This window comes from Variovorax sp. GW823-FHT02B07, from assembly GCF_058797695.1.
Window position 1 is genome coordinate 461,084 of sequence record NZ_JBXAJX010000001.1, and the last position, 21,074, is coordinate 482,157.

Below are 21,074 nucleotides of genomic sequence, written 5' to 3' on the forward strand. Positions count from 1 at the left end.
ACGCGGGAGTGTGGGCGGGCCTGCGTCATACTTCAATGCAATGAGCCAGCTATCGAATATGAATGGGGTGCATATTGATTCGGTCGACCTCAACCTGCTCCGGTTGTTCGACGCCGTCTACCGCACCCGCAACGTGAGCCGCGCCGCCGAGGCGCTGGGCCTCACGCAGCCGGCGGCCAGCCACGGCCTCACGCGGCTGCGCCTGCTGCTGGGCGACGCGCTGTTCACGCGCAGCCTCGGCGGCGTGGCGCCCACGCCGCGCGCCGAGCGGCTGGCGGTGCCCGTGCAGTCGGCGCTGGCGATGCTGCAGCAGGCGCTGGCCGAGCCCGAGCGCTTCGACCCGGCCGCGTCGCGCAAGCTGTTCCGCATCCACATGAGCGACATCGGCGAGGGCCGCTTCTTGCCCGCGCTGATGGCGCGGCTGCGCGAGCTGGCGCCGGGCGTGCGCGTGGAGACCATGCCGCTCGCGCCGGGCGAGATCGCCACCGCGCTGGACAGCGGCAGGGTCGACTTCGCCTTCGGCTTCCTGCCGCACGTGGAGGACACCCAGCGCACGCAGCTGCTGAAAGACCGCTACATCGTGCTGCTGCGCCACGACCATCCCTTCGTGAAGCGCCGGCGCAGCGGCCAGGCGCTGCTGGCCGCGCTGCACGAGCTCGACTACGTGGCCGTGCGCACCCACGCCGACACGCTGCGCATCCTGCAGCTGCTGAACCTCGAGGACCGCCTGCGCCTGACGACCGAGCACTTCATGGTGCTGCCGGCCATCGTGCGCGCCACCGACCTCGCGGTCGTGATGCCGCGCAACATCGCGCGCGGCTTCGCGGCCGAGGGCGGCTACGCCATCGTCGAGCCGCCGTTTCCGCTGCGCGACTTCACCGTGTCGCTGCACTGGAGCAAGCGCTTCGAGGCCGACCCGGGCAACCGGTGGTTGCGGCAGGTGATCGTGGCGTTGTTCTCGGAGCGCGGCTGACCTGCGAACACCCGCAGCGCCCCTCGTGACCAGGGCACTGGGTGCTTCCCGCAGCGAAATCAAGGAGGAGGCCGCAGGCCGGGGGACATTCGCGGAGGGAAGTACCCGGTGGCCTGGGCGCGCACCCCGAACGCTCATGCGCAGGTCGCGTTATTCTCAAGCGTTCCCGCCTCGCGCCCCGTCCCCCGATCCCCGTCCGAATGTCCGTCCCGCATCCCCTTTCCCCCGTCTCCCTTCACCGTCCCGCAAGCTTCGGCGCGCGCTGACGAAACCCCCGGTGCAAGCGATTCTTTCCGGGGCCGTCCCGGTCCTGATCTTCATGGCCTGCGTGGGCCTGGCCACCTACGCGCAGAACCTCACGGGCTTTGCGTTCAGCCTCATCCTGCTGGGCCTCGTGTCGGTGTTCGACATCGCCAGCGTGAACGACGCGGCCAATGCCGCGACCGTGCTGAGCCTCATCAACGCCTGGACCTACTTCCGCGCGCGCCCCGGCCCCGTGCCCTGGCAGCTGATGAAGCCCGCGCTCAACGGCAGCACTGTCGGCGTCATCGTCGGGCTCATGCTGCTCGTGTGGCTCAGCGGCAGCGCCGTGTCGTGGCTGCGGGGCTTGCTGGGCGTGTCGATCCTGATCTGCGCCGTGCTGCTGTTGCTGCAGGGCAAGCCGCTGCCGGCCGTGTCGGGCCGCACCAGCTTCGCCCTCATCGGCGGGCTCTCGGGCGTGCTGGGCGGGTTGTTTTCCGCCTCCGGACCGCCCATCGTCTTCCACATGTACCGCCAGCCGCTGGACCGCGAACTCGTGCGCCGCGCGCTGCTGCTGATGTTCGCCTTCAACTCGCTCGTGCGGCTCGTCATCGTGGTGCCCACGGGCCACTTCTCGTGGCACTCGGCGCTGCTGGCCGGCTGCGCCATGCCCGTGGTCTACGCCGCGACGCGGCTGCACCACCGTCTGCCGAACAAGCTGCAGCCGCGCACCTTGCAATGGCTGGTCGCCGGGCTGCTTTTCGTGGCCGGCGTGACGCTGCTTGCCACCGCCTGGACCGCCATCGCACACGGCTGAAAAACGGCTGAAAACCCTCGGTTTCCGGCGTGGCCCGGGAATTGCAGCGTCAATCCAAGGGTTTCCCCGGACGTGGCATACCGACCCTCACATACGCGTTATGGGCGTGCCCGTATGCAAGACCCCACGCAAGCCGCTAACGTCCATGACTGGCCCATGACGGGCCGCCCACGAGCCTGAAAAAGCATGAGCACCGAGAGCAGCAGTACACCGATTCAACCGATCCGCTTCTTCCATCGCGGAAAGATCGTCGACGTCAGCGGGGTCCATCCGACCCGCTCCGTGCTCGACTGGCTGCGCGAAGATGCGCGCTGCACCGGCACCAAGGAAGGCTGCAACGAAGGCGACTGCGGCGCCTGCACCGTCGTCATCGGCGAGCTGGCCACCGACGCCCACGCACCCGGCGCGGTCGACGGCCTGCAGCTGCAGACCGTCAACGCCTGCATCCAGTTTTTGCCCACGCTGCACGGCAAGGCGCTGTTCACGGTCGAAGACCTCAAGGGCCAGTGCGCATCGCAGTGCAAGCCCAAGACGGAACCCGCCGCCAAGCACGCCGTCCACCCGCTGCACCCCGTGCAGCAGGCCATGGTCGACTGCCACGGCTCGCAGTGCGGTTTCTGCACGCCGGGCTTCGTGATGTCGCTGTGGGCCACCTACGAACACCACCAGGCCGAGGGCACGCAGCCCACGCGCCAGCAGCTGGCCGACGACCTGTCGGGCAACCTGTGCCGCTGCACCGGCTACCGCCCCATCCTCGACGCCGGCCAGCGCATGTTCGACCTGCCGGCCGTGCGCCTGGACACCGCCCCCGTGGTGGCCGCGCTCACCGCGCTGAAAAACGACGGCCTGGACTACGCGGCCCCGCTGGGCGCCCGCATCGACCACTTCCACGCCCCCAAGACCCTGGCCCAGCTCGCCGCATTGCGCGTGCAGAAGCCGCGCGCCCAGCTGCTGGCCGGCTCGACCGACGTCGGCCTGTGGGTCAACAAGCAGTTCCGCGACCTCGGCGACATCATCTATGTCGGCGACGTGGCCGAGATGAAGACGGTCGAAGAGCGCGCCGACGAGCTCTACATCGGCGCTGGCGCCTCGCTCGAAGCCGCCTTCGGCGCGCTGGTCGAGCGCGTGCCCAGCCTGGCCGACGTGTGGCTGCGCTTTGCCTCGCCGCCGATCCGCCACGCCGGCACCATGGGCGGCAACGTCGCCAACGGCTCGCCCATCGGCGACTCGCCGCCGGTGCTGATGTCGCTCGACGCCGAGATCGAGCTGCGCCGCGGCGACGTCGTGCGCCGCATGCCGCTGCCCGCGTTCTACCTCGACTACATGAAGAACGAGCTGCAGCCCGGCGAGTTCGTGCAGGGCCTGGCCGTGCCGCTGGCCGCCATGCGCCGCCAGGTGCGCGCCTACAAGATCAGCAAGCGCTTCGACTGCGACATCTCAGCGCTGTGCGCGGGCTTCGCCATCGAACTGGAAGCCGGCAGCGACACGGTGAAGGCCGTGCGCCTGGCCTTCGGCGGCATGGCCGCCACCGTCAAGCGCGCCGCCAACGCCGAAGCCGCGCTCGTGGGCAAGCCCTGGACGCAGGCCAGCGTGGCCACCGCCAAGCTGGCGCTGGCACAGGACTTCAAGCCGCTCTCCGACATGCGGGCCTCGGCCGATTACCGCCTGCAGGTGGCGCAGAACCTGATCCAGCGCCTGTGGCTCGAAACCCGCACGCAGGACGCGCTGTCCATCGAAGAAACCAGCGTCTGGAGCGTGATGCCCCATGTCGTTGCCAAGGTTGCGGCGGAAGGACTCTGACCATGAACAAACCCATCGACGCCCGCCTGCTGCAGCCCGCCGAGGCCTTTGCCGACTACCTGAAGAACACCGCCGCCCGCATCGACGTGGGCGCCGAAGCGCTGGCGCACGGCCGCGGCATGCGCGTGGGCATCAGCCGCCCGCATGAGTCGGCGCACCTGCACGTGGCCGGCGAAGCCACCTACATCGACGACATTCCCGAGCTCGCCGGCACGCTGCACTGCGCGCTGGGCCTGTCGCCGGCCGCCAACGGCCGCGTGACGGCGCTGTCGCTCGACGCCATCCGCGCCATGCCCGGCGTGGTCGCGGTGCTCACCGCCGACGACATTCCCGGCACCAACGACTGCGGCTCGATCATTCACGACGACCCGATCCTGCTGCCCGTGAACGACGGCGGTGAGATCCGCTACCTCGGCCAGCCCGTGTTCGCCGTGATCGCCGAAACCCGCGATGCCGCGCGCCGCGCCGCCGCCAAGGCCAAGGACGCGATCACCCTCGAGGCGCAGCCGCCCGTCATCACGCCGCAGGACGCGCATGCGCGCGGCCAGTACGTGGTGCCGCCGATGCACATCGTGCGCAGCGGCGGGGCCGCCAACGGAGGCGACGAGGCCGCCGTGCGCGCCGCCATCGCGAAGGCACCGCACCGCCACCAGGCCACGCTCGACGTGGGCGGGCAGGAACAGTTCTACCTCGAAGGCCAGATCAGCTACGCCATCCCGAAGGAGGGCGGCACGCTGCACATCCACTGCTCGACGCAGCACCCGAGCGAAATGCAGCACCTGGTGGCGCACGCGCTGCACCTGTCCTCGAACGAGGTGCATGTGGAATGCCGGCGCATGGGCGGCGGCTTCGGCGGCAAGGAATCGCAGTCGGCGCTGTTCGCCTGCGTGGCGGCCATCGCGGCGCGCCAGCTGCAGCGCCCCGTGAAGCTGCGCCTGGACCGCGACGACGATTTCATGGTCACCGGGCGGCGCCACTGCTTCTGGTACGAGTACGAGGTGGGCTACGACGACGAGGGCCGCATCCTCGGCGCCGAGATCACGATGGTGTCGCGCGCCGGCCATTCGGCCGACCTGTCGGGCCCGGTGATGACGCGCGCGCTGTGCCACTTCGACAACGCCTACTGGCTGCCCAACGTGAGCATGCACGGCTTCTCGGGCAAGACCAACACGCAGAGCAACACGGCGTTCCGCGGCTTCGGCGGCCCGCAGGGCGCCATCGCCATCGAGAACATCATGGACTCGGTGGCGCGCGAACTGAAGCGCGACCCGCTCGACGTGCGGCGCGTCAACTTCTACGGCAAGGGCGAGAACAACGTCACGCCGTACCGCCAGACCGTGACCGACAACATCGTCCACGAACTCGTGGCCGAGCTGGAAGAAACCAGCGACTACCGCCTGCGCCGCGAAGAGATCGCCGCCTTCAACGCCAAGAGCCCGGTGCTCAAGCGCGGGCTGGCGCTGGCGCCGCTGAAGTTCGGCATCTCGTTCAACGTGAAGCACTTCAACCAGGCCGGCGCGCTGGTGCATGTGTACACCGACGGCTCGATCCTCGTGAACCACGGCGGCACCGAGATGGGCCAGGGCCTGAACACCAAGGTGGCGCAGGTGGTGGCGCACGAGCTGGGCGTGAGCTTCGAGCGCGTGCGCGTCACCGCGACCGACACGACCAAGGTGGCCAACACCTCGGCCACGGCCGCCTCGACCGGCGCCGACCTGAACGGCAAGGCCGCACAGGACGCCGCCCGCCAGATCCGCGAACGCCTGGCCGCCTGCGCCGCCGAGCGCCATGGCGGCAACGCCGCCGACGTGCGCTTTGCCAACGACCAGGTCGAGGTGAACGGCCGCACGCTGGCCTTCAGCACCGTGGTGGGCGAGGCGTACCTCGACCGCAAGCAGCTGTGGTCCGACGGCTTCTACGCCACGCCCGGCCTGAGCTGGGACAAGGACAAGATGCAGGGCCGCCCGTTCTACTACTACGCCTACGGCGCGGCGGTGAGCGAGGTGGTGGTCGACACCCTCACGGGCGAATGGAAGCTGCTGCGCGCCGACATCCTGCACGACGCGGGCAAGTCGCTGAACCCGGCCGTGGACATCGGCCAGGTCGAGGGCGCCTTCATCCAGGGCATGGGCTGGCTCACCACCGAAGAACTGGTGTGGCACCCGGCGAGCGGCAAGCTCACCACGCACGCGCCGAGCACCTACAAGATCCCGACGGCCAACGACTGCCCGCCGGTGTTCAACGTGCGCCTGTTCGAGGGCCAGAACTTCGAAGACTCGATTCACCGCAGCAAGGCCGTGGGCGAACCGCCGCTGTTGCTGCCGTTCTCGGTGTTCTTCGCCATCCGCGATGCCGTGTCGGCCGCGGGCGGGCACCGGGTCGATCCGCCGCTGAAGGCGCCGGCCACGAGCGAATCCATCCTCCGCGCCCTGATCGCGGTGCAGGCAGCCTCTGGCGAATGAGCACCGGCCGTGCTCGCACGGTCCGAGCGTCCTTCCGTTCTCCAAATGCTGCGCTGTATAACTGTTCGCACAGACAAGAAAGGTGTGAACAGCCATGAGAGACCAGGCGCTTTTCGACAAGATCGACCTTCATCTGATTCGGGTGCTTCATACCGTGCTGACCGACCGCAGCGTCTCGCGCGCCGCCATCCGCCTGGGCATGTACCAGCCGGCCGTCTCGGCCGCGCTGAAGCGCCTGCGCGAGCTGTCGGGCGACCCGCTGCTGGTGCGATCGGGCTCGGGCATGGTGCCCACCGATGCGGGGCTTCGCATGATCGAGCCCGCGGCCAGCATTCTTCGGGCGGCCGAGATGCTGTTCTCGGATGCGCGCGGCTTCGAGCCGCAGTCGGCGGCCACCACCTTCCGCATCGCGGCCAGCGACTACATGGACCCGCTGTTCCTGCCGATGCTGGTGGCGCAGGTCAAGCGCGAGGCGCCGCTGTGCCAGATCGAGATCCATGCGCTCTCGCCCGATTCGGACTACCACGGGCACCTGGCGCTCGGGCAGGTCGACCTGGTGATCGGCAACTGGCTCAAGCCGCCGGAAGACCTGCACATGGCGCGCCTCTTTGGCGACGAGGTGGTGTCGCTGGTCAACCAGGACCATCCGGCGGTGCGCCGCGGCTGGGACCTGGAGACCTGGCTGGCGGCCGAGCACATTGCGCCCACGCCCATGCATCCGGGCGGGCGCGGCATCATCGACCAGATGCTCGACGAGCTGGGGCGGCAGCGCAACATCACGGCGCGCTGCGCGCACTTCAGCCTCATCCCGGACATGGTGGCCTCCAGCCTGCTGGTGCTGACCACCGGGCGCCAGTACTGCGAACGCTTCGCCGCACGGCTGCCCGTGAAGATCCTCGAGTGCCCGGCCGCGCTGCCGCGCCTCATGTACTACCAGCTCTGGCACGAACGCACGCATTCGTCGAGCTCCGCGCGCTGGCTGCGCGAATGCATCAAGGGCGTGGCGGCGTCGCTGCGGCCCGGCTTCGATGCCGCGCCTGCTGCCGCCCGAGCCCTGCCGGCTGAGCCGCTTTCCGATCCTCCCTGAGCCCTCCGTCGCGCCGGCGTCGCGACCGAGGCAACGATGAACGAACCGCCACATACAACAGCTGGAGACAAGCGAAATGAACAGGTATGAAGAGGTGCCCAAGGCCACCACTCCCCGGGCCGCCGGGGCCACCGAGGCGGCGCCGTTGCGCGCGGCCACCGCACCGGCCAGCACGGGTCTGCTGGAACGCTTTTTCAAGCTGACCGAGCACAACACCACCGTGCGCACCGAAGTCATCGCAGGGCTGACCACCTTCCTGACGATGGCCTACATCATCTTCGTGAACCCGTCGATCCTCGGGGACGCGGGCATGCCCAAGGGCGCCGTCTTCGTCGCCACCTGCCTGATCGCAGCCATCGGCACGCTGATCATGGGCCTGTACGCCAACTACCCGATCGCCATGGCGCCGGGCATGGGCCTGAACGCCTACTTCGCCTACGTGGTCGTGCTCGGCATGGGCTACACGTGGCAGACCGCGCTGGGCGCGGTGTTCATCTCCGGGTGCCTGTTCCTGATCGTGACGGTCACCGGGTTGCGGGAGCTGTTCATCGCGGGCATACCGCAGTCCTTGCGAACGGCGATCACCGTGGGCATCGGCATGTTCCTGGCGCTCATCGCGCTCAAGAGCGCGGGCGTGGTCGCGGCTTCGCCGGCCACCTTCGTCACGCTGGGCGACCTGCACTCGGCGCCCGTGATCCTGGCGACCATCGGCTTCCTCATGATCGTGGCGCTCGACCGGCTCAAGGTGCGCGGCGCCATCCTGATCGGCATCCTCACGGTGACGGTGCTGTCGTTCTTCTTCGGCGGCAACAAGTTCCACGGCGTGTTCGACGCACCGCCGTCCATCGCGCCCACCTTCATGCAGCTGGACATCCTGAGCGCGCTCAAGGGCGGCATCCTGAACGTGGTGCTGGTGTTCTTCCTGGTCGAGATGTTCGACGCCACCGGCACGCTGATGGGCGTGGCCAAGCGCGCGGGCCTGCTGGTGCCGGGCAAGATGGAGCGCATGAACAAGGCGCTGCTGGCCGACAGCGGCGCGATCTTCGCGGGCTCGCTGCTGGGCACCTCGAGCACCACGGCCTACGTGGAAAGCGCGGCCGGCGTGCAAGCCGGTGGCCGCACCGGCCTCACGGCCGTGGTGGTGGCGGTGCTGTTCCTGGCCTGCCTGATGATCTCGCCGCTGGCGGGCTCGGTGCCGGCCTACGCCACCGCACCGGCGCTGCTGTTCGTGGGCTGCCTGATGCTGCGCGACCTGGTCGAGCTCGACTGGGAAGACACCACCGAGGTGATCCCGGCCGCCGTCACGGCGCTGGCCATGCCCTTCACCTACTCGATCGCCAACGGCCTGGCCTTCGGCTTCATCACCTACGCCGTGCTCAAGCTGTGCACCGGCCGGGCACGGGAAGTGCATGCGATGGTGTGGGTGATCGCGGCGATCTTCCTGTTCAAGTTCGCCTACATCGGCGGACACTGAAGGACGCGCCGTCGGGCGCCGATGGTCGCGGGGACGCTATTAAACTTATAGCTGTCCCCGCTTGTTGATGTTGAACGAGACAAACCCACGAAACCCGGCATGACAACCCCCAGACTCCAGCTGGCGCACATCACCAAGCGGTACCCCGCGGTGGTGGCCAACAGCGACATCTCCCTGGCCGTGCAGCCCGGCGAAATCCATGCCGTGCTCGGAGAGAACGGCGCGGGCAAATCGACCCTGATGAAGATCATCTACGGCTCGGTCAAGCCCGACGAAGGCACCGTCACCTTCGACGGTCAGGCGGTCAACCTGCGCAACCCGCAGCAGGCGCGCGCGCTGGGCATCAGCATGGTGTTCCAGCACTTCAGCCTGTTCGACACGCTCACCGTGGCCGAGAACGTCTGGCTGGGCCTGGACAAGTCGCTCGCGCTGGCCGAGGTGGCCCGCAGCATCACGGCCAAGGCCAGCGAATACGGGCTGGACATCGACCCCTCGCGCCCCGTGCACACGCTGTCGGTGGGCGAGATGCAGCGGGTGGAGATCATCCGCGCGCTGCTCACCAACCCCAAGCTGCTGATCCTGGACGAGCCGACCTCGGTGCTCACGCCGCAGGCCGTGATCCGCCTGTTCGGCGTGCTGAACAAGCTGGCCTCGGAAGGCTGCAGCATCCTGTACATCAGCCACAAGCTGAACGAGATCCAGGAGCTGTGCACGGCCTGCACCGTGCTGCGCGGCGGCAAGGTCACGGGTGTGTGCAACCCGCGCAACGAGAGCACCGAGTCGCTCTCGCGCCTCATGATCGGCAGCGAGCCGCCGCCGCTGCAGCACCGCCCGCTGCATGCCGGCGCGGTGGCGCTGCGCGTGCAGGGCCTGAAGCTGGCGCGCGAAGACCAGTTCGGCGTCGACCTGGACGGCATCTCGTTCGACGTGCGCGCGGGCGAGGTCGTCGGCATCGCCGGCGTCTCGGGCAACGGCCAGAAGGAACTGCTGTACACGCTCTCGGGCGAGGACGTGCGCGCCGAGCCCGCCATGGTGCGCGTGTTCGACCAGCCGGCCGGCCGGCTGCGCCCGCGTGCGCGGCGTGCGCTGGGCCTGCATTTCGTGCCCGAGGAACGGCTGGGGCGCGGTGCCGTGCCCACGCTGGGCCTGGCGCACAACCTGCTGCTCACGCGCAGCAACGCGGTGGGCAAGGGCGGGTGGATCCGCACCGCCGAGCTCGACAAGCAGGCGCGTTCCATCATCGATCGCTTCAAGGTGAAGGCCGGCGGCCCGGGCGCGGCGGCGCGCTCGCTGTCGGGCGGCAACCTGCAGAAATTCATCGTCGGTCGCGAGATCGACGCCAACCCCAAGCTCTTCATCGTTTCGCAACCCACCTGGGGCGTGGACGTGGGTGCGGCCGCGCTCATCCACGCCGAGATCCTGGCGCTGCGCGATGCCGGCTGCGCCGTGCTCGTGATCAGCGAGGAGCTGGACGAGCTGTTCAACATCTGCGACCGGCTGCACGTGATCGCCAAGGGGCGGCTGTCGCCCTCGATCGACCGCGCGGCGGCCACGCTGCCGCAGATCGGCGAGTGGATGAGCGGCCTGTGGCCGCAGGCACAGCCCCACCAGAACAACAACACGAAGGAGGGCGCGCATGCTCAAGCTTGAACCCCGCCCGGAGCTGTCGCGCTTCTGGAGCTACGGCTCGCCGATCCTGGCGCTGCTGATCACCGTGCTCATCGGCGTGGCGCTGTTCGCCGCGCTCGGCAAGGACCCGGTCAAGGGCCTGCAGGTGTTCTTCTACGAACCGATCAAGAGCGGCTACGCCATCGGCGAGCTGATGGTGAAGGCCACGCCACTGCTCATCATTGCGCTGGGCCTGGCCGTGTGCTTTCGCTCCAACGTCTGGAACATCGGCGCCGAAGGGCAGTTCGTGTGCGGCGCCATCGCGGCGGGCGGCGTGGCGCTGCTGGCCGACAAGAGCACCGGCAGCTGGATCGTCGTGGCCATCCTGCTGGCGGGCATTCTGGGGGGCATGGTGTGGGCGGGCATCGTCGCGTTCCTGCGCGACAAGTTCAACGCCAACGAAATCCTCGTGAGCCTGATGCTGGTCTACGTGGCCACGCTGATGCTGAGCTACCTGGTCTTCGGGCCCTGGAAAGATCCGCAGGGCTACAACTTCCCGCAGACCAAGACCTTCGAGGCGGTGACGCAGATTCCGCGGCTCATGAAGGGCTCGCGCGTGTCGATCGGGCTGATCATCGCGCTCGTCGGCGCGGGCGCGCTGTGGGTGTTCCTGTTCCGCACGCGCGCGGGCTTCGCGCAGCAGGTCGGCGGGCTGGCGCCTGCGGCGGCGCGCTATGCCGGCTTCTCGGCACGCCGCGCGGTGTGGATCGCGCTGCTCACCTCGGGCGGCGCGGCCGGCCTGGCGGGCGCGCTCGAAGTGGCGGGCCCCATCGGCCAGCTCACGCCTTATGTGCCCGCAGGCTACGGCTTCGCGGCCATCATCGTGGCCTTCGTCGGGCGGCTGCATCCGGTGGGCATGATCTTCTCGGCGATCCTGATGAGCATGTTCTACATCGGCGGCGAACTCGCGCAGTCGCGCCTGGGCCTGCCCAAGTCGCTCACCGGGGTGTTCCAGGGCCTGCTGCTGTTCACGCTCCTGGCCTGCGACACGCTCATCGCCTACCGCATCCGCCGCAAGGCCGGCGCCAAGGCCGCCACGTTGACCACGAGTTCGTTGCAGGTCAGCACGCCCATCACCGCGCCGACCGCGCCCGTTGCGCCGACCGCGCGTGCCACCGAAGGGGGTCTCTGAACCATGGAAAGCTACGCACTCCTCTTGGGCTCCACCCTGAGCGCGGGCACCGTGCTCGCCATCGCGGCGCTGGGCCTGTTGATCAACGAGAAGGCCGGCGTCGTCAACCTCGGCGCCGAGGGCATGATGCTGTGCGCCGCCATCGCGGGCTTCGCGACGGTGGTCATCACGCACAACCCGTGGCTCGGCTTCCTGGCCGGCATGGCGGCCGGTGCCCTGCTCGCGGCCTTCTTCGGCGTGCTGGTGATCTGGCTCAACACCAACCAGTACGCGACGGGGCTCGCGCTGAGCCTGTTCGGCGTCGGCTTCTCGGCCTTCGCGGGTATCAGCTTCGTGCAGGCCAAGCTGCCCGAGAGCACGCCCTTCGCCATTCCCGTGCTGGCCGACATTCCGCTGGCCGGCCCGGCGCTGTTCCGGCACCACCCGATGGTGTACGTGGCCGTGCTGCTGACCATCGGGCTCATCTGGTTTTTGTACCGCACCCGCGCCGGCCTCGTGCTGCGCTCGGTGGGCGAGTCGCCCGAGTCGGCGCATGCGCTGGGCTACCCGGTGCGGCGCATCCGCTTCCTGGCGGTGATCGCGGGCGGCGCGCTGTGCGGGCTGGCGGGCGCGTACCTGTCGACCGCGTACACGCCGCTGTGGGTCGAGGGCATGGTCGCCGGCCGCGGCTGGATCGCGCTGGCGCTGACCACCTTCGCCACCTGGCGCCCGATCCGCGTGCTGCTCGGCGCCTACCTGTTCGGCGGCGTCTCGATGCTGGGTTTCCACCTGCAAAGCAGCGGCGTCGACGTGCCCTCGCAGTTCCTCAGCATGGCCCAGTACATCGCGCCGATCGTGGTGCTGGCGCTGATCTCGCGCAACCCCGCCTTCATCCGCATCAACATGCCGGCTTCGATGGGGAAACCGTTCTACCCCGGCTCATAATCGCGTTCTCGTTTTTTTGCCAACCCGTCCTTTTCTTCCGAGGATTTCGACAATGAATGATCTGAACAAGCGTTCCCTTCTCAAGCTCGCCGCCCTCACCGCGGTGGCTTCGGCGGCCCTCATCGGCTGCGGCAAGAAGGAAGAGGCGGCCGCCCCCGCAGCATCGCCGGCGCCGGCCCCCGCGGCCGCCCCGGCGCCCGCACCGGCGGCCCCGCTGAACATCGCATTCGCCTATGTCGGTCCCGTGGGCGACGGCGGCTGGTCCTTCGCGCACGACAACGCCCGCAAGGCGCTCGAGAAGGAATTCGGCGACAAGATCAAGACCACCTTCGTCGAAAGCGTGCCCGAGTCGGCCGATGCCGAGCGCGTGTTCCGCGACTTCGTGGGCCAGGGCAACAAGCTGATCTTCGGCACCACCTTCGGCTACATGGAACCCATGCTCAAGGTCGCCAACGACAGCAAGGACGTGAAGTTCGAGCACGCCACCGGCTACAAGACCGCCGAGAACATGCGCACCTACGACAGCCGCACCTACGAAGGCGCGTACATGGCCGGCGTGATCGCCGGTTCGATGACCAAGAGCAACACGCTGGGCGTGGTCGGCTCGGTGCCGATTCCTGAAGTGCTGCGCAACATCAACAGCTTCACGCTGGGCGCGCAGTCGGTCAACCCGAAGATCACGACCAAGGTCGTGTGGGTGAACGAGTGGTTCAGCCCGCCCAAGGAAACCGAAGCCGCCACCGCCCTCATCAACGGCGGCGCCGACGTGCTGTTCCAGAACACCGACTCGCCGGCCGTGCTCAAGACCGCCCAAGAGAAGGGCAAGCGCGCCTTCGGCTGGGACTCCGACATGACCGCCTACGGCCCGAAGGCCCACCTGGGCTCGGCCATCATCAACTGGGCGCCGTACTACATCAAGACCACGCAGGACGCGCTGGACGGCAAGTGGGCCACCGGCCAGACCTGGTGGGGCGTGAAGGAAGGCGCGATCGACATCGTCTCGATCGCCGAAGACGTGCCGGCCGAAGCCAAGGCCAAGGTCGAGGAAATCAAGAAGGGCCTGAAGGACGGCAGCTTCTCGATCTGGAAGGGCCCGATCGTCGGCCAGGACGGCAAGGAGCTGATCGCCAAGGACGCGGTCGCCGACGACAAGTTCCTGTCGGGCGTGAACTTCTACGTCAAGGGCGTCGAAGGCAAGGTGCCGGGCGGCGACAAGAAGTAATCATTGGTCGATCGCTTCGGCGATTGCCACGAGAAGGGTCGTCTGCGGACGGCCCTTTTTTCATTCAGGAAAAGGATTCACACCATGAAGCTGCAGAGGGTCATGGCGGCAGGTGCGGCACTGCTGGCCGTGTCGATGTCGTTCGCCGCACCGCCGGCGTTCTCGAAAGAGGAGCAGCGCTTGCGCAAGGCCGTGGACGACGCGGAAATGTGCTTTCACTTCGCCGGCGAATTCAACGGCGACGGTTCGGCGCACGACAAGGAAGTGGCGCGCCAGCAGCGCCAGCATTGCGGCAAGGAAGGCCAGCAACTGGTGCTGCGCGCCTACCGCAAGAACCCGCAGGACACGCGCCTCTACCCGGCGGTGCTGCGGCTGGACGGGTTGATGCCGGGGCTCACGTTGCCCGCGGCCGAGAAGGCCCGGCTGTGTGCCGTGGCCAAGACGGAACTGGCCTGCCCCTGAGCCCGCTTACTGCGCCGCCGCCTGCAGCTGCGCCGCCATCTTCTGATGGATCAGGTTCACCGCCTTCAACGGCCGCAGCATCACCTTGAACTCGGTGATCCGGCCTTCGGCGTTCCACTTCATCATGTCCACGCCGTTGATGGCGATGCCGTCCAGCTCGAGTTCGAACTCGAGCACGGCGTCGTTTGGGCCCTGGAGTTCGCGCACGTAGCGAAAGCTCTCGTTGAAGAAGACCTGGAAGGCCGCGGCCAGGTACTGCTTGGTGATCGCCTTGCCGACCTGCGGCCGGTGCACCACGGGCGAGAGGAAGACGGCGTCGTCGGCCAGCAGGGCGTCGAGCCCCGCCACGTCGCGTGTCTTGACGAGCCGGTGCCAGGTGGAAAGGGTGTCGATCGCCATGGGTCTCCTCGCGCGGTGGATGGATGGAAGAACGGAAAACCCAGTCTAGCGAAGCGCCTGCGGGCCCGTCGTCGCGGGCGCGACGGGGCCGGCAGGCGGCCGGGCTACGCGCCTTGCCAGCGCTTCAGCACCAGCGTGGCGTTGGTGCCGCCGAAGCCGAAGCTGTTGCTCATCACGGTGTCGACGGTAGCGTTCTCGCGCGTGGCGGTGAGGATGGGCATGTCGGCCACTTCGGGGTCGAGCGCCTCGATGTTGGCCGAGCCGGCCATGAAGTTGCCTTCCATCATCAGCAGGCAGTAGATCGCCTCGTGCACGCCGGCGGCGCCCAGCGAGTGGCCCGACAGGCTCTTGGTGGAGCTGATGGCCGGCGCCTTGTCGCCGAAGACTTCGCGCACGCCCTTCATTTCCATGACGTCGCCGACGGGCGTCGAGGTGCCGTGGGTGTTCAGGTAGTCGATGGGCGTGTCGACGGTCGACAGCGCCATCTGCATGCAGCGCACGGCGCCTTCGCCGCTGGGCGCGACCATGTCGTAGCCGTCGGAGGTGGCGCCGTAGCCGACGATCTCGGCGTAGATTTTTGCGCCGCGTGCCAGTGCGTGGTCGAGCGACTCGACCACGACCATGCCGCCGCCGCCGGCGATGACGAAGCCGTCGCGGTCGGCGTCGTAGGCACGCGAGGCCTTTTCAGGCGTGTCGTTGTACTTGGTGGACAGCGCACCCATGGCGTCAAACAGGAACGACTGGGTCCAGTGCTCTTCTTCACCGCCGCCGGCGAACACGATGTCCTGCTTGCCCATCTGGATCTGCTCCATGGCGTTGCCGATGCAGTGCGCACTGGTGGCGCAGGCCGAGGCGATGGAGTAGTTCAGTCCCTTGATCTTGAAGGGCGTGGCCAGGCAGGCCGACACGGTGCTGCTCATGGTGCGCGTCACGCGATAGGGGCCGACGCGCTTGACGCCCTTTTCGCGCAGCAGGTCGAGCGCTTCCATCTGGTTCAGCGTGGAGGCGCCGCCCGAGCCGGCGATGAGGCCGGTGCGCGGGTTGGACACCTGCTCCTCGGTCAGGCCGGCATCGGCAATGGCGTCCTTCATGGCCAGGTAGGCGTAGGCCGCCGCGTGGCCGACGAAGCGGTAGAGCTTGCGGTCGATGAGGTCTTCGAGGGGAAGGTCGATGGAGCCGGCCACCTGGCTGCGCAGGCCCATTTCGGCGTAGGCCGGCTGGAACCGGATGCCGGGGCGGCTGGCGCGCAGGTTGGCGGAGACGGTCTCCTTGTCGTTGCCCAGGCACGAAACGATGCCCAGACCGGTGATGACGACGCGTCGCATGGCGAAACCCTCAGAAGTTGTCGGTGGAAGTGAACACGCCGACCCGCAGGCCCTCGGCGGTGTAGATCTGGCGGCCGTCGACGCTCACCGAGCCGTCGGCGATGGCCAGGTTCAGCTTGCCCTTGAGCACGCGCTTGATCTGGATGTTGTAGGTGACGAGCTTGGCGGTCGGCAGGACCTGGCCCGTGAACTTCACTTCGCCCGAGCCCAGCGCACGGCCGCGGCCCGGCAGGCCCTGCCAGCCGAGGAAGAAGCCCACCAGCTGCCACATGGCGTCCAGGCCCAGGCAGCCGGGCATGACCGGGTCGCCTTCGAAGTGGCAGGCGAAAAACCACAGGTCGGGCGTGATGTCGAGCTCGGCCGTGAGTTCGCCCTTGCCGTAGGTACCGCCCTCGGCGCTGATGTGGGTGATGCGGTCCACCATCAGCATGTTCGGAGCGGGCAGCTGTGCGTTGCCGGGGCCGAACAGTTCGCCGCGGCTGCAGCGCAGCAGGTCTTCGCGGGTGAAGGCGTTTTGTAGGGTCATGCGAGTCGATCAAGGACGGCGCCAGGGCACGAATGCACGCTGCGCGCGGATTGGAGGGAACACGCCCGATGCCGGGCCTGCCGGGGTCCAAGCCTAGCGCATCCGCCATGGCCCGATTTGACCCAGATCAGTTTGGGGGAAATGGGGCTGGCAGCGTATACGTTTTCGGGGATGCCGCGCAGGGTGTCTGCCCTTATGCTGTGCGCGATCACAACGTCGATTTCCCACGCCCCATGACCGATTCCAGCCGCCCCCTCTTCGACCCCAGCTTCGCGCAGCGCATCCCCGCCGAACGCCTGCCCGAGTTGTTGCGCGCCATGCCCAAGGCCGAGCTGCACATGCACATCGAAGGCTCGCTCGAGCCCGAGCTGATCTTCGCGCTCGCGCAGCGAAACGGTGTCTCGATCCCGTATGCCAGCGTGGAAGACCTGCGCAAGGCCTACGCCTTCACCAACCTGCAGACCTTCCTCGACATCTACTACGCCGGCGCCAGCGTGCTGCTGAAAGAGCAAGACTTCTACGACATGGCCTGGGCCTACCTGGAGCGCGCCGCCGCCGACCAGGTGGTGCACACCGAGATGTTCTTCGACCCGCAGACGCATACGGCGCGCGGCGTGGCCATGGAGACGGTGGTCAACGGCCTGCACCGCGCCTGCGTCGATGCGCTGCCCAAGCTGGGCGTGAGCGCCTCGCTCATCCTGTGCTTCCTGCGCCACCTGAGCGAGGAAGAGGCCTTCGAGACGCTGGAGCAGGCGCTGCCGTACCGCGACAAGTTCATCGGCGTGGGGCTCGACTCGAGCGAGGTCGGCCACCCGCCCGAGAAGTTCGCGCGCGTGTTCGCACGCTGCCGCGAACTGGGCTTTCACCTCGTCGCGCACGCGGGCGAAGAGGGCCCGCCGGCCTACGTGTGGAGCGCGCTCGACGTGCTGAAGGTCGAGCGCGTCGACCACGGCGTGCAAAGCGCGAAAGACCCGGCACTGATGAAGCGGCTGGCGCAGGACCGCATTCCGCTCACCGTGTGCCCGCTGTCGAACCTCAAGCTGTGCGTGTTCCCCGACCTGTCGCAGCACAACCTGGGCGCGCTGCTCGACGCGGGGCTGGTCGCCACCGTCAACTCGGACGACCCGGCCTACTTCGGCGGCTACATGAACCAGAACTTCACGCAGACCTTCGCCGCCACCGGCCTGGGCGTGCAGCAGGCCTGGCAGCTCGCGGCCAACAGCTTCGAGGGCAGCTTCATCGACGCGGCCGCCAAGCGCGCCTACGTCGACCGGCTCAACGCCGTCTTCGCGACCTTCTGAGCCAGCTCTGCCGTGCAGGCGCCGGGACCGGCGTCGCGGCGCGGCACGAGCAGCGGCATCGCCACCAGCGCACAGGCGCTGGCCGCCAGCCACACGACCGGCCAGCCCTGCAGCGCCAGCAGGTGCGGAATCGAGAAGGGCGTGACGAAGCACACGAGGAACACGCTGGTGTTCGCCATGCCCAGCGCGGTGCCGGCACGCGCCGCGCCGGCCAGCGTGGCCAGCTCGGTGTACGCCACGCCGTGCCAGGCCGACACGCACACCCCGCTCACGGTCAGCAGCGCGATCAGCGCCAAGCGTAGAGACATGGACGGCGGCTCGGTGCCCGCCGCCATCACCAGCGCAGCCAAGCCTGCGAACAGCAGCACGCTGAGCGCGCTGCAGGCGCGCAGGTAGGCTGGGCGGTTGCGCCGGCGGTCGGTCCAGCGGCCGCTCCACACGCGCATCGCCATCGCGCCGACCTGCACGAAGACCATGGCCGCGGTGATCGTGCCCAGGCCCACGTGGCCGAAGTCGTGCAGGAACACCGTGCCGAAGGACAGCACCGCGAACTGCGGCGCGCACAGGATGCCGATGCCGGCCACGATGCGCCACACGCGCACATCGCGCAGCGGGCCGGTCTTCGGCGCCGGCGCTTCCATGTTCGTGTGGCGGGGCGCCACGGGCGGCTCGTGCACCCAGGCCCAGCTCATCGCCGCGCTCAGCGCGCACAGCAGCGCGAGCAGGCCGTACAGCGCGGCAAAGCCGTAGTGCAGCGCCACGAAGGGCAGCACCAGCGCACCGATGCCGCCGCCCATCGGCACGGCGGTCTGGCGGATGCTCATGGCCAGGCCGCGTTCGCCGGCGTCGAACCAGGTCATCACCGCGCGCCCGCTGGCGCCGTTCACGCTGCCGCCGAGCAGGCCCACCAGCAGCAGCCCCGCACCCAGCACGCCGAGGCCCGGCACATGGCCGGCGCCCGGCGCGGCCCACAGCGCCATCGCCACCAGCGCGATCGCCGTGCTGCCCAGCCCGGCCAGCAGCACGGGGCGGTCGCCCCAGCGGTCGGTCAGCAGGCCCCAGGGCAGCTCGCTCACGGCGATGCCCAGGCCCATGAGGCCGAGCACCAGGCCGAGCGCGGCGTTGTCCAGCTGGTAGCCGGTGCGCATGAGCACGGCGGTCATGGGAATGCCGCTGAAGGCGACCGAGAAGGCCGCGTTGGCGGCCACGCCGGCGGCGAGCACCTTCCAGCGGTGGCGGGGCGACAGCGGGGTGGAGGAGGGCGAATGGGTCATGTTGCAGCGCAGTGTCCGCCGCTGCAAAGGTTTTGAAAATCAGAAAATAATGAGCGGATCATCCTGAAATTCAGGATGATCGAAAAGCCTCATGCAAGGACCCGCGATGACCCAGGTGATGTTCGACCTCGACGTGCTGCGCACCTTTTCCACCGGCATGGCCCTCGGCAGCTACGCGCGCGCGGCCGACAAGCTGGGCCGCTCGACCTCGGCCGTGAGCGCACAGCTCAAGAAGCTGGAGTCGCAGGCCGGCACCGTGCTGTTCCGCAAGGAGGGGCGCGGCCTGGCGCTCACCGATGCGGGCGAGACGCTGCTGGCCTACGCGCACCGCATGCTCGAGCTCAACGACGAGGCCAGCGCCGCCCTGCGCGGCGCCGACCTGCAGGGCTGGGTGCGGCTGGGCCTGCAGGAAGACTTCGGCGAGACCCTGCTGCCGGCCGTGCTCGGCCGCTTCGCGCGCGCCCACCCCAAGGTGCGCATCGAGGCCTGCGTGGCGCGCAGCGCCGAGCTGCGCGAGCGGCTCGAGCTGGGCCAGCTCGACCTGGCGCTGGCATGGGACGCGGGCGACCAGCCGCTGTCGCCGCATGCCGAGCGCGTGGCGCGGATGCCGCTACTGTGGATCGGCCCCACGGCGCCCGAGCGCGTCGATGCGCCCTGGTGGACCGAGCGCGAGCACCGCGCGGGCGTTCGCGCCGTGAAGAGCAAGGAGCCGCTGCCGCTCATCATGCTGGACGCCCCGTGCCCGCTGCGCGAGATCGTCATCACCGCGCTCGACCGCGCCGGCCTGCCGTGGCGCCGCGCCTTCGGCAGCGCCAGCCTGGCGGCGCTGTGGGCCGCGACCTCGGCCGGGCTGGGCCTGACCGTGCGCACGCCGTTCGGCTTGCCTGCGCATGTGCGCGCGCTCGACCGCGCGGTGCTCTCGCTGCCGGCGCTGCCGCAGATCTCGCTCGTGCTGTACCGCGCGCAGGCCCGCGCCGAGGCGCCGGCGAGCCGGCTGGCCACGCTGCTGCTGGAGGCCGTGCGCCAGCATCTGCAGCTCGAGACCGTGCAACCCCGCTGAGCGCAGGCCCTTGCGCGGGCCGCTGCCGCGATGCGTGAGAATCCGCCGCTGGAGACAAGTACAAGAGACAAGACCCAAGCGAGACGGCATGACCACCACGCGGCACAACTCCCTGCACCTGTGGGACGACAGGTTCCTCTACATCACGCCGGCGATCCAGTCGGGGCTCACGGCCCGTTCGTCGGCCACGCTGCTGGCCTCGGTGAGCGGCCATCCCTTCACGCTGGAGGCGGTCGACGGCACGCGCGTGCGCTGCACCGCCGCGCTGGTGGGGCCGCACGTGTCGCGCCGGCTCGACGTCGACGGCTGCGGGCTGCTGTCGCTCAACCTCGACCCGGCCTCCAGCGCCTACCGCATGCTCTCGCGGCACCTGGGCGGCCACGGCATCCAGCCGCTCGACGCGCGCCGCTTCGGCCGCGCGCGCGACGACTTCGAGCCGGCGCAGCACGGCGTGCTGTCCGACCGGCGCCTGCAGGTGCTGAGTTCGAAGCTGGTCACGTCGATCACCGAGTGCCCCGAGCTGCAGGCCGTCATCGACCCGCGCATCGACCGCGTGCTGCAGGCCATCCGCACGCATGCGGGGCAGATCCCGCTGCGCGAGCTGTCGGCGCTGGCCTTTCTCTCGCCCGACCGGCTCACGCATTTGTTCGCGCAGCAGGTGGGCGTGTCGATCAAGCGCTATGCGCTGTGGACCAAGGTGCGCCGCACGGTGCAGCAGTTCACCGCGCGCCGCCCGCTGACCGACGTGGCGCTGGTCAGCGGCTTCACCGACGCGGCGCACATGAGCCGCACCTTCCAGCGCTACTTCGGCCTGTCGCCGTCCTTCCTGTCGAACCAGGTGCGCGTGACGGCCGACGAGCAGGCCTCGCACGCGTGGGGGCGCGGGCTCGCGCACTGAGGCGCCTTCGAAGGTCTCCAGGCGCGGCGC

At 68.9% G+C, this 21,074-nt stretch carries 18 protein-coding genes; 14 read left to right on the forward strand and 4 right to left on the reverse strand.

Annotated features, from left to right (window positions below):
- Positions 1 to 58: 58 nt before the first annotated feature.
- The 11 genes from AC1RGU_RS02235 (at position 59) to AC1RGU_RS02285 (ending at position 14,261) form a co-directional block, all read left to right on the forward strand.
- Positions 59 to 973, forward strand: a complete 915-nt coding sequence (locus AC1RGU_RS02235; protein WP_095744196.1) for a LysR family transcriptional regulator — start codon at positions 59 to 61, stop codon at positions 971 to 973.
- A gap of 277 nt (positions 974 to 1,250) precedes the next feature.
- Complete coding sequence (locus AC1RGU_RS02240; RefSeq protein WP_083259231.1) at positions 1,251 to 2,030, forward strand: sulfite exporter TauE/SafE family protein; 780 nt, start codon at positions 1,251 to 1,253, stop codon at positions 2,028 to 2,030.
- Positions 2,031 to 2,216: 186 nt separating this feature from the next.
- The gene (xdhA, locus tag AC1RGU_RS02245) at positions 2,217 to 3,830 is read left to right on the forward strand and encodes a xanthine dehydrogenase small subunit (protein ID WP_492694438.1); all 1,614 of its coding nucleotides are present in this window, start codon (positions 2,217 to 2,219) and stop codon (positions 3,828 to 3,830) included.
- A gap of 2 nt (positions 3,831 to 3,832) precedes the next feature.
- Positions 3,833 to 6,292 (forward strand): xanthine dehydrogenase molybdopterin binding subunit, encoded by a 2,460-nt coding sequence (gene xdhB / locus AC1RGU_RS02250; protein WP_492694439.1) that lies wholly within the window; start codon positions 3,833 to 3,835, stop codon positions 6,290 to 6,292.
- Positions 6,293 to 6,386: 94 nt separating this feature from the next.
- The gene (locus AC1RGU_RS02255) at positions 6,387 to 7,379 is read left to right on the forward strand and encodes a LysR family transcriptional regulator (protein WP_095744199.1); all 993 of its coding nucleotides are present in this window, start codon (positions 6,387 to 6,389) and stop codon (positions 7,377 to 7,379) included.
- 76 nt (positions 7,380 to 7,455) lie between these two features.
- Positions 7,456 to 8,853 (forward strand): NCS2 family permease, encoded by a 1,398-nt coding sequence (locus AC1RGU_RS02260; RefSeq protein ID WP_095744200.1) that lies wholly within the window; start codon positions 7,456 to 7,458, stop codon positions 8,851 to 8,853.
- 99 nt (positions 8,854 to 8,952) lie between these two features.
- On the forward strand, positions 8,953 to 10,503 hold the full coding sequence (locus AC1RGU_RS02265) for an ABC transporter ATP-binding protein (RefSeq protein ID WP_492694440.1): 1,551 nt from the start codon (positions 8,953 to 8,955) through the stop codon (positions 10,501 to 10,503).
- Positions 10,490 to 11,653 (forward strand): ABC transporter permease, encoded by a 1,164-nt coding sequence (locus AC1RGU_RS02270; RefSeq protein WP_062477508.1) that lies wholly within the window; start codon positions 10,490 to 10,492, stop codon positions 11,651 to 11,653. Before AC1RGU_RS02265 ends, AC1RGU_RS02270 begins: the two co-directional genes overlap by 14 nt.
- Positions 11,654 to 11,656: 3 nt before the next feature.
- A complete protein-coding gene (locus AC1RGU_RS02275) occupies positions 11,657 to 12,577 on the forward strand; it encodes an ABC transporter permease (RefSeq protein WP_492694442.1) in 921 nt (306 codons plus the stop codon).
- 52 nt (positions 12,578 to 12,629) lie between these two features.
- On the forward strand, positions 12,630 to 13,799 hold the full coding sequence (locus AC1RGU_RS02280; RefSeq protein WP_062477516.1) for a BMP family ABC transporter substrate-binding protein: 1,170 nt from the start codon (positions 12,630 to 12,632) through the stop codon (positions 13,797 to 13,799).
- An 84-nt stretch (positions 13,800 to 13,883) separates the two neighbouring features.
- Complete coding sequence (locus AC1RGU_RS02285) at positions 13,884 to 14,261, forward strand: hypothetical protein (protein WP_492694444.1); 378 nt, start codon at positions 13,884 to 13,886, stop codon at positions 14,259 to 14,261.
- Positions 14,262 to 14,267: 6 nt separating this feature from the next.
- On the opposite strand, the gene AC1RGU_RS02290 is transcribed toward AC1RGU_RS02285, so the two are convergent.
- From AC1RGU_RS02290 to fabA, 3 genes are all read right to left on the reverse strand, one after another.
- Positions 14,268 to 14,660, reverse strand: coding sequence for a nuclear transport factor 2 family protein (locus AC1RGU_RS02290; RefSeq protein WP_095744204.1), 393 nt, complete (start codon positions 14,658 to 14,660; stop codon positions 14,268 to 14,270).
- Between the two features lie 104 nt (positions 14,661 to 14,764).
- A complete protein-coding gene (gene fabB / locus AC1RGU_RS02295) occupies positions 14,765 to 15,985 on the reverse strand; it encodes a beta-ketoacyl-ACP synthase I (RefSeq protein WP_492694446.1) in 1,221 nt (406 codons plus the stop codon).
- Between the two features lie 10 nt (positions 15,986 to 15,995).
- Positions 15,996 to 16,511 carry a 3-hydroxyacyl-[acyl-carrier-protein] dehydratase FabA gene (fabA, locus tag AC1RGU_RS02300; protein ID WP_095744206.1) on the reverse strand — a complete coding sequence of 172 codons (516 nt, stop codon included), beginning with the start codon at positions 16,509 to 16,511 and terminating at the stop codon, positions 15,996 to 15,998.
- A gap of 233 nt (positions 16,512 to 16,744) precedes the next feature.
- Here fabA and AC1RGU_RS02305 point away from each other — a divergent pair, with 233 nt between their 5' ends.
- Positions 16,745 to 17,812 carry an adenosine deaminase gene (locus AC1RGU_RS02305; RefSeq protein WP_369631876.1) on the forward strand — a complete coding sequence of 356 codons (1,068 nt, stop codon included), beginning with the start codon at positions 16,745 to 16,747 and terminating at the stop codon, positions 17,810 to 17,812.
- On the opposite strand, the gene AC1RGU_RS02310 is transcribed toward AC1RGU_RS02305, so the two are convergent.
- Positions 17,773 to 19,086 (reverse strand): MFS transporter, encoded by a 1,314-nt coding sequence (locus AC1RGU_RS02310; protein WP_492694448.1) that lies wholly within the window; start codon positions 19,084 to 19,086, stop codon positions 17,773 to 17,775. The genes AC1RGU_RS02305 and AC1RGU_RS02310 overlap by 40 nt on opposite strands.
- A gap of 106 nt (positions 19,087 to 19,192) precedes the next feature.
- Between AC1RGU_RS02310 and AC1RGU_RS02315 the strand changes: the two genes are divergently transcribed.
- The gene (locus AC1RGU_RS02315; RefSeq protein WP_492696437.1) at positions 19,193 to 20,146 is read left to right on the forward strand and encodes a LysR substrate-binding domain-containing protein; all 954 of its coding nucleotides are present in this window, start codon (positions 19,193 to 19,195) and stop codon (positions 20,144 to 20,146) included.
- A gap of 88 nt (positions 20,147 to 20,234) precedes the next feature.
- Positions 20,235 to 21,044, forward strand: a complete 810-nt coding sequence (locus AC1RGU_RS02320; protein WP_492694450.1) for a helix-turn-helix domain-containing protein — start codon at positions 20,235 to 20,237, stop codon at positions 21,042 to 21,044.
- Positions 21,045 to 21,074 lie beyond the last annotated feature (30 nt).

What these genes read in the sequence shown, in the direction of transcription:
- AC1RGU_RS02280 (WP_062477516.1), top strand. Translation starts at nt 12,630, where the DNA reads ATGAATGATCTGAACAAGCGTTCCCTTCTCAAGCTCGCCGCCCTCACC.
- AC1RGU_RS02305 (WP_369631876.1), top strand. Translation starts at nt 16,745, where the DNA reads ATGACCGATTCCAGCCGCCCCCTCTTCGACCCCAGCTTCGCGCAGCGC.
- fabA (WP_095744206.1), bottom strand. Translation starts at nt 16,511, where the DNA reads ATGACCCTACAAAACGCCTTCACCCGCGAAGACCTGCTGCGCTGCAGC.
- AC1RGU_RS02260 (WP_095744200.1), top strand. Translation starts at nt 7,456, where the DNA reads ATGAACAGGTATGAAGAGGTGCCCAAGGCCACCACTCCCCGGGCCGCC.
- AC1RGU_RS02320 (WP_492694450.1), top strand. Translation starts at nt 20,235, where the DNA reads ATGACCACCACGCGGCACAACTCCCTGCACCTGTGGGACGACAGGTTC.
- AC1RGU_RS02235 (WP_095744196.1), top strand. Translation starts at nt 59, where the DNA reads ATGAATGGGGTGCATATTGATTCGGTCGACCTCAACCTGCTCCGGTTG.
- AC1RGU_RS02290 (WP_095744204.1), bottom strand. Translation starts at nt 14,660, where the DNA reads ATGGCGATCGACACCCTTTCCACCTGGCACCGGCTCGTCAAGACACGC.
- AC1RGU_RS02270 (WP_062477508.1), top strand. Translation starts at nt 10,490, where the DNA reads ATGCTCAAGCTTGAACCCCGCCCGGAGCTGTCGCGCTTCTGGAGCTAC.
- xdhA (WP_492694438.1), top strand. Translation starts at nt 2,217, where the DNA reads ATGAGCACCGAGAGCAGCAGTACACCGATTCAACCGATCCGCTTCTTC.
- AC1RGU_RS02275 (WP_492694442.1), top strand. Translation starts at nt 11,657, where the DNA reads ATGGAAAGCTACGCACTCCTCTTGGGCTCCACCCTGAGCGCGGGCACC.
- AC1RGU_RS02255 (WP_095744199.1), top strand. Translation starts at nt 6,387, where the DNA reads ATGAGAGACCAGGCGCTTTTCGACAAGATCGACCTTCATCTGATTCGG.
- fabB (WP_492694446.1), bottom strand. Translation starts at nt 15,985, where the DNA reads ATGCGACGCGTCGTCATCACCGGTCTGGGCATCGTTTCGTGCCTGGGC.
- xdhB (WP_492694439.1), top strand. Translation starts at nt 3,833, where the DNA reads ATGAACAAACCCATCGACGCCCGCCTGCTGCAGCCCGCCGAGGCCTTT.
- AC1RGU_RS02315 (WP_492696437.1), top strand. Translation starts at nt 19,193, where the DNA reads ATGACCCAGGTGATGTTCGACCTCGACGTGCTGCGCACCTTTTCCACC.
- AC1RGU_RS02285 (WP_492694444.1), top strand. Translation starts at nt 13,884, where the DNA reads ATGAAGCTGCAGAGGGTCATGGCGGCAGGTGCGGCACTGCTGGCCGTG.
- AC1RGU_RS02310 (WP_492694448.1), bottom strand. Translation starts at nt 19,086, where the DNA reads ATGACCCATTCGCCCTCCTCCACCCCGCTGTCGCCCCGCCACCGCTGG.
- AC1RGU_RS02265 (WP_492694440.1), top strand. Translation starts at nt 8,953, where the DNA reads ATGACAACCCCCAGACTCCAGCTGGCGCACATCACCAAGCGGTACCCC.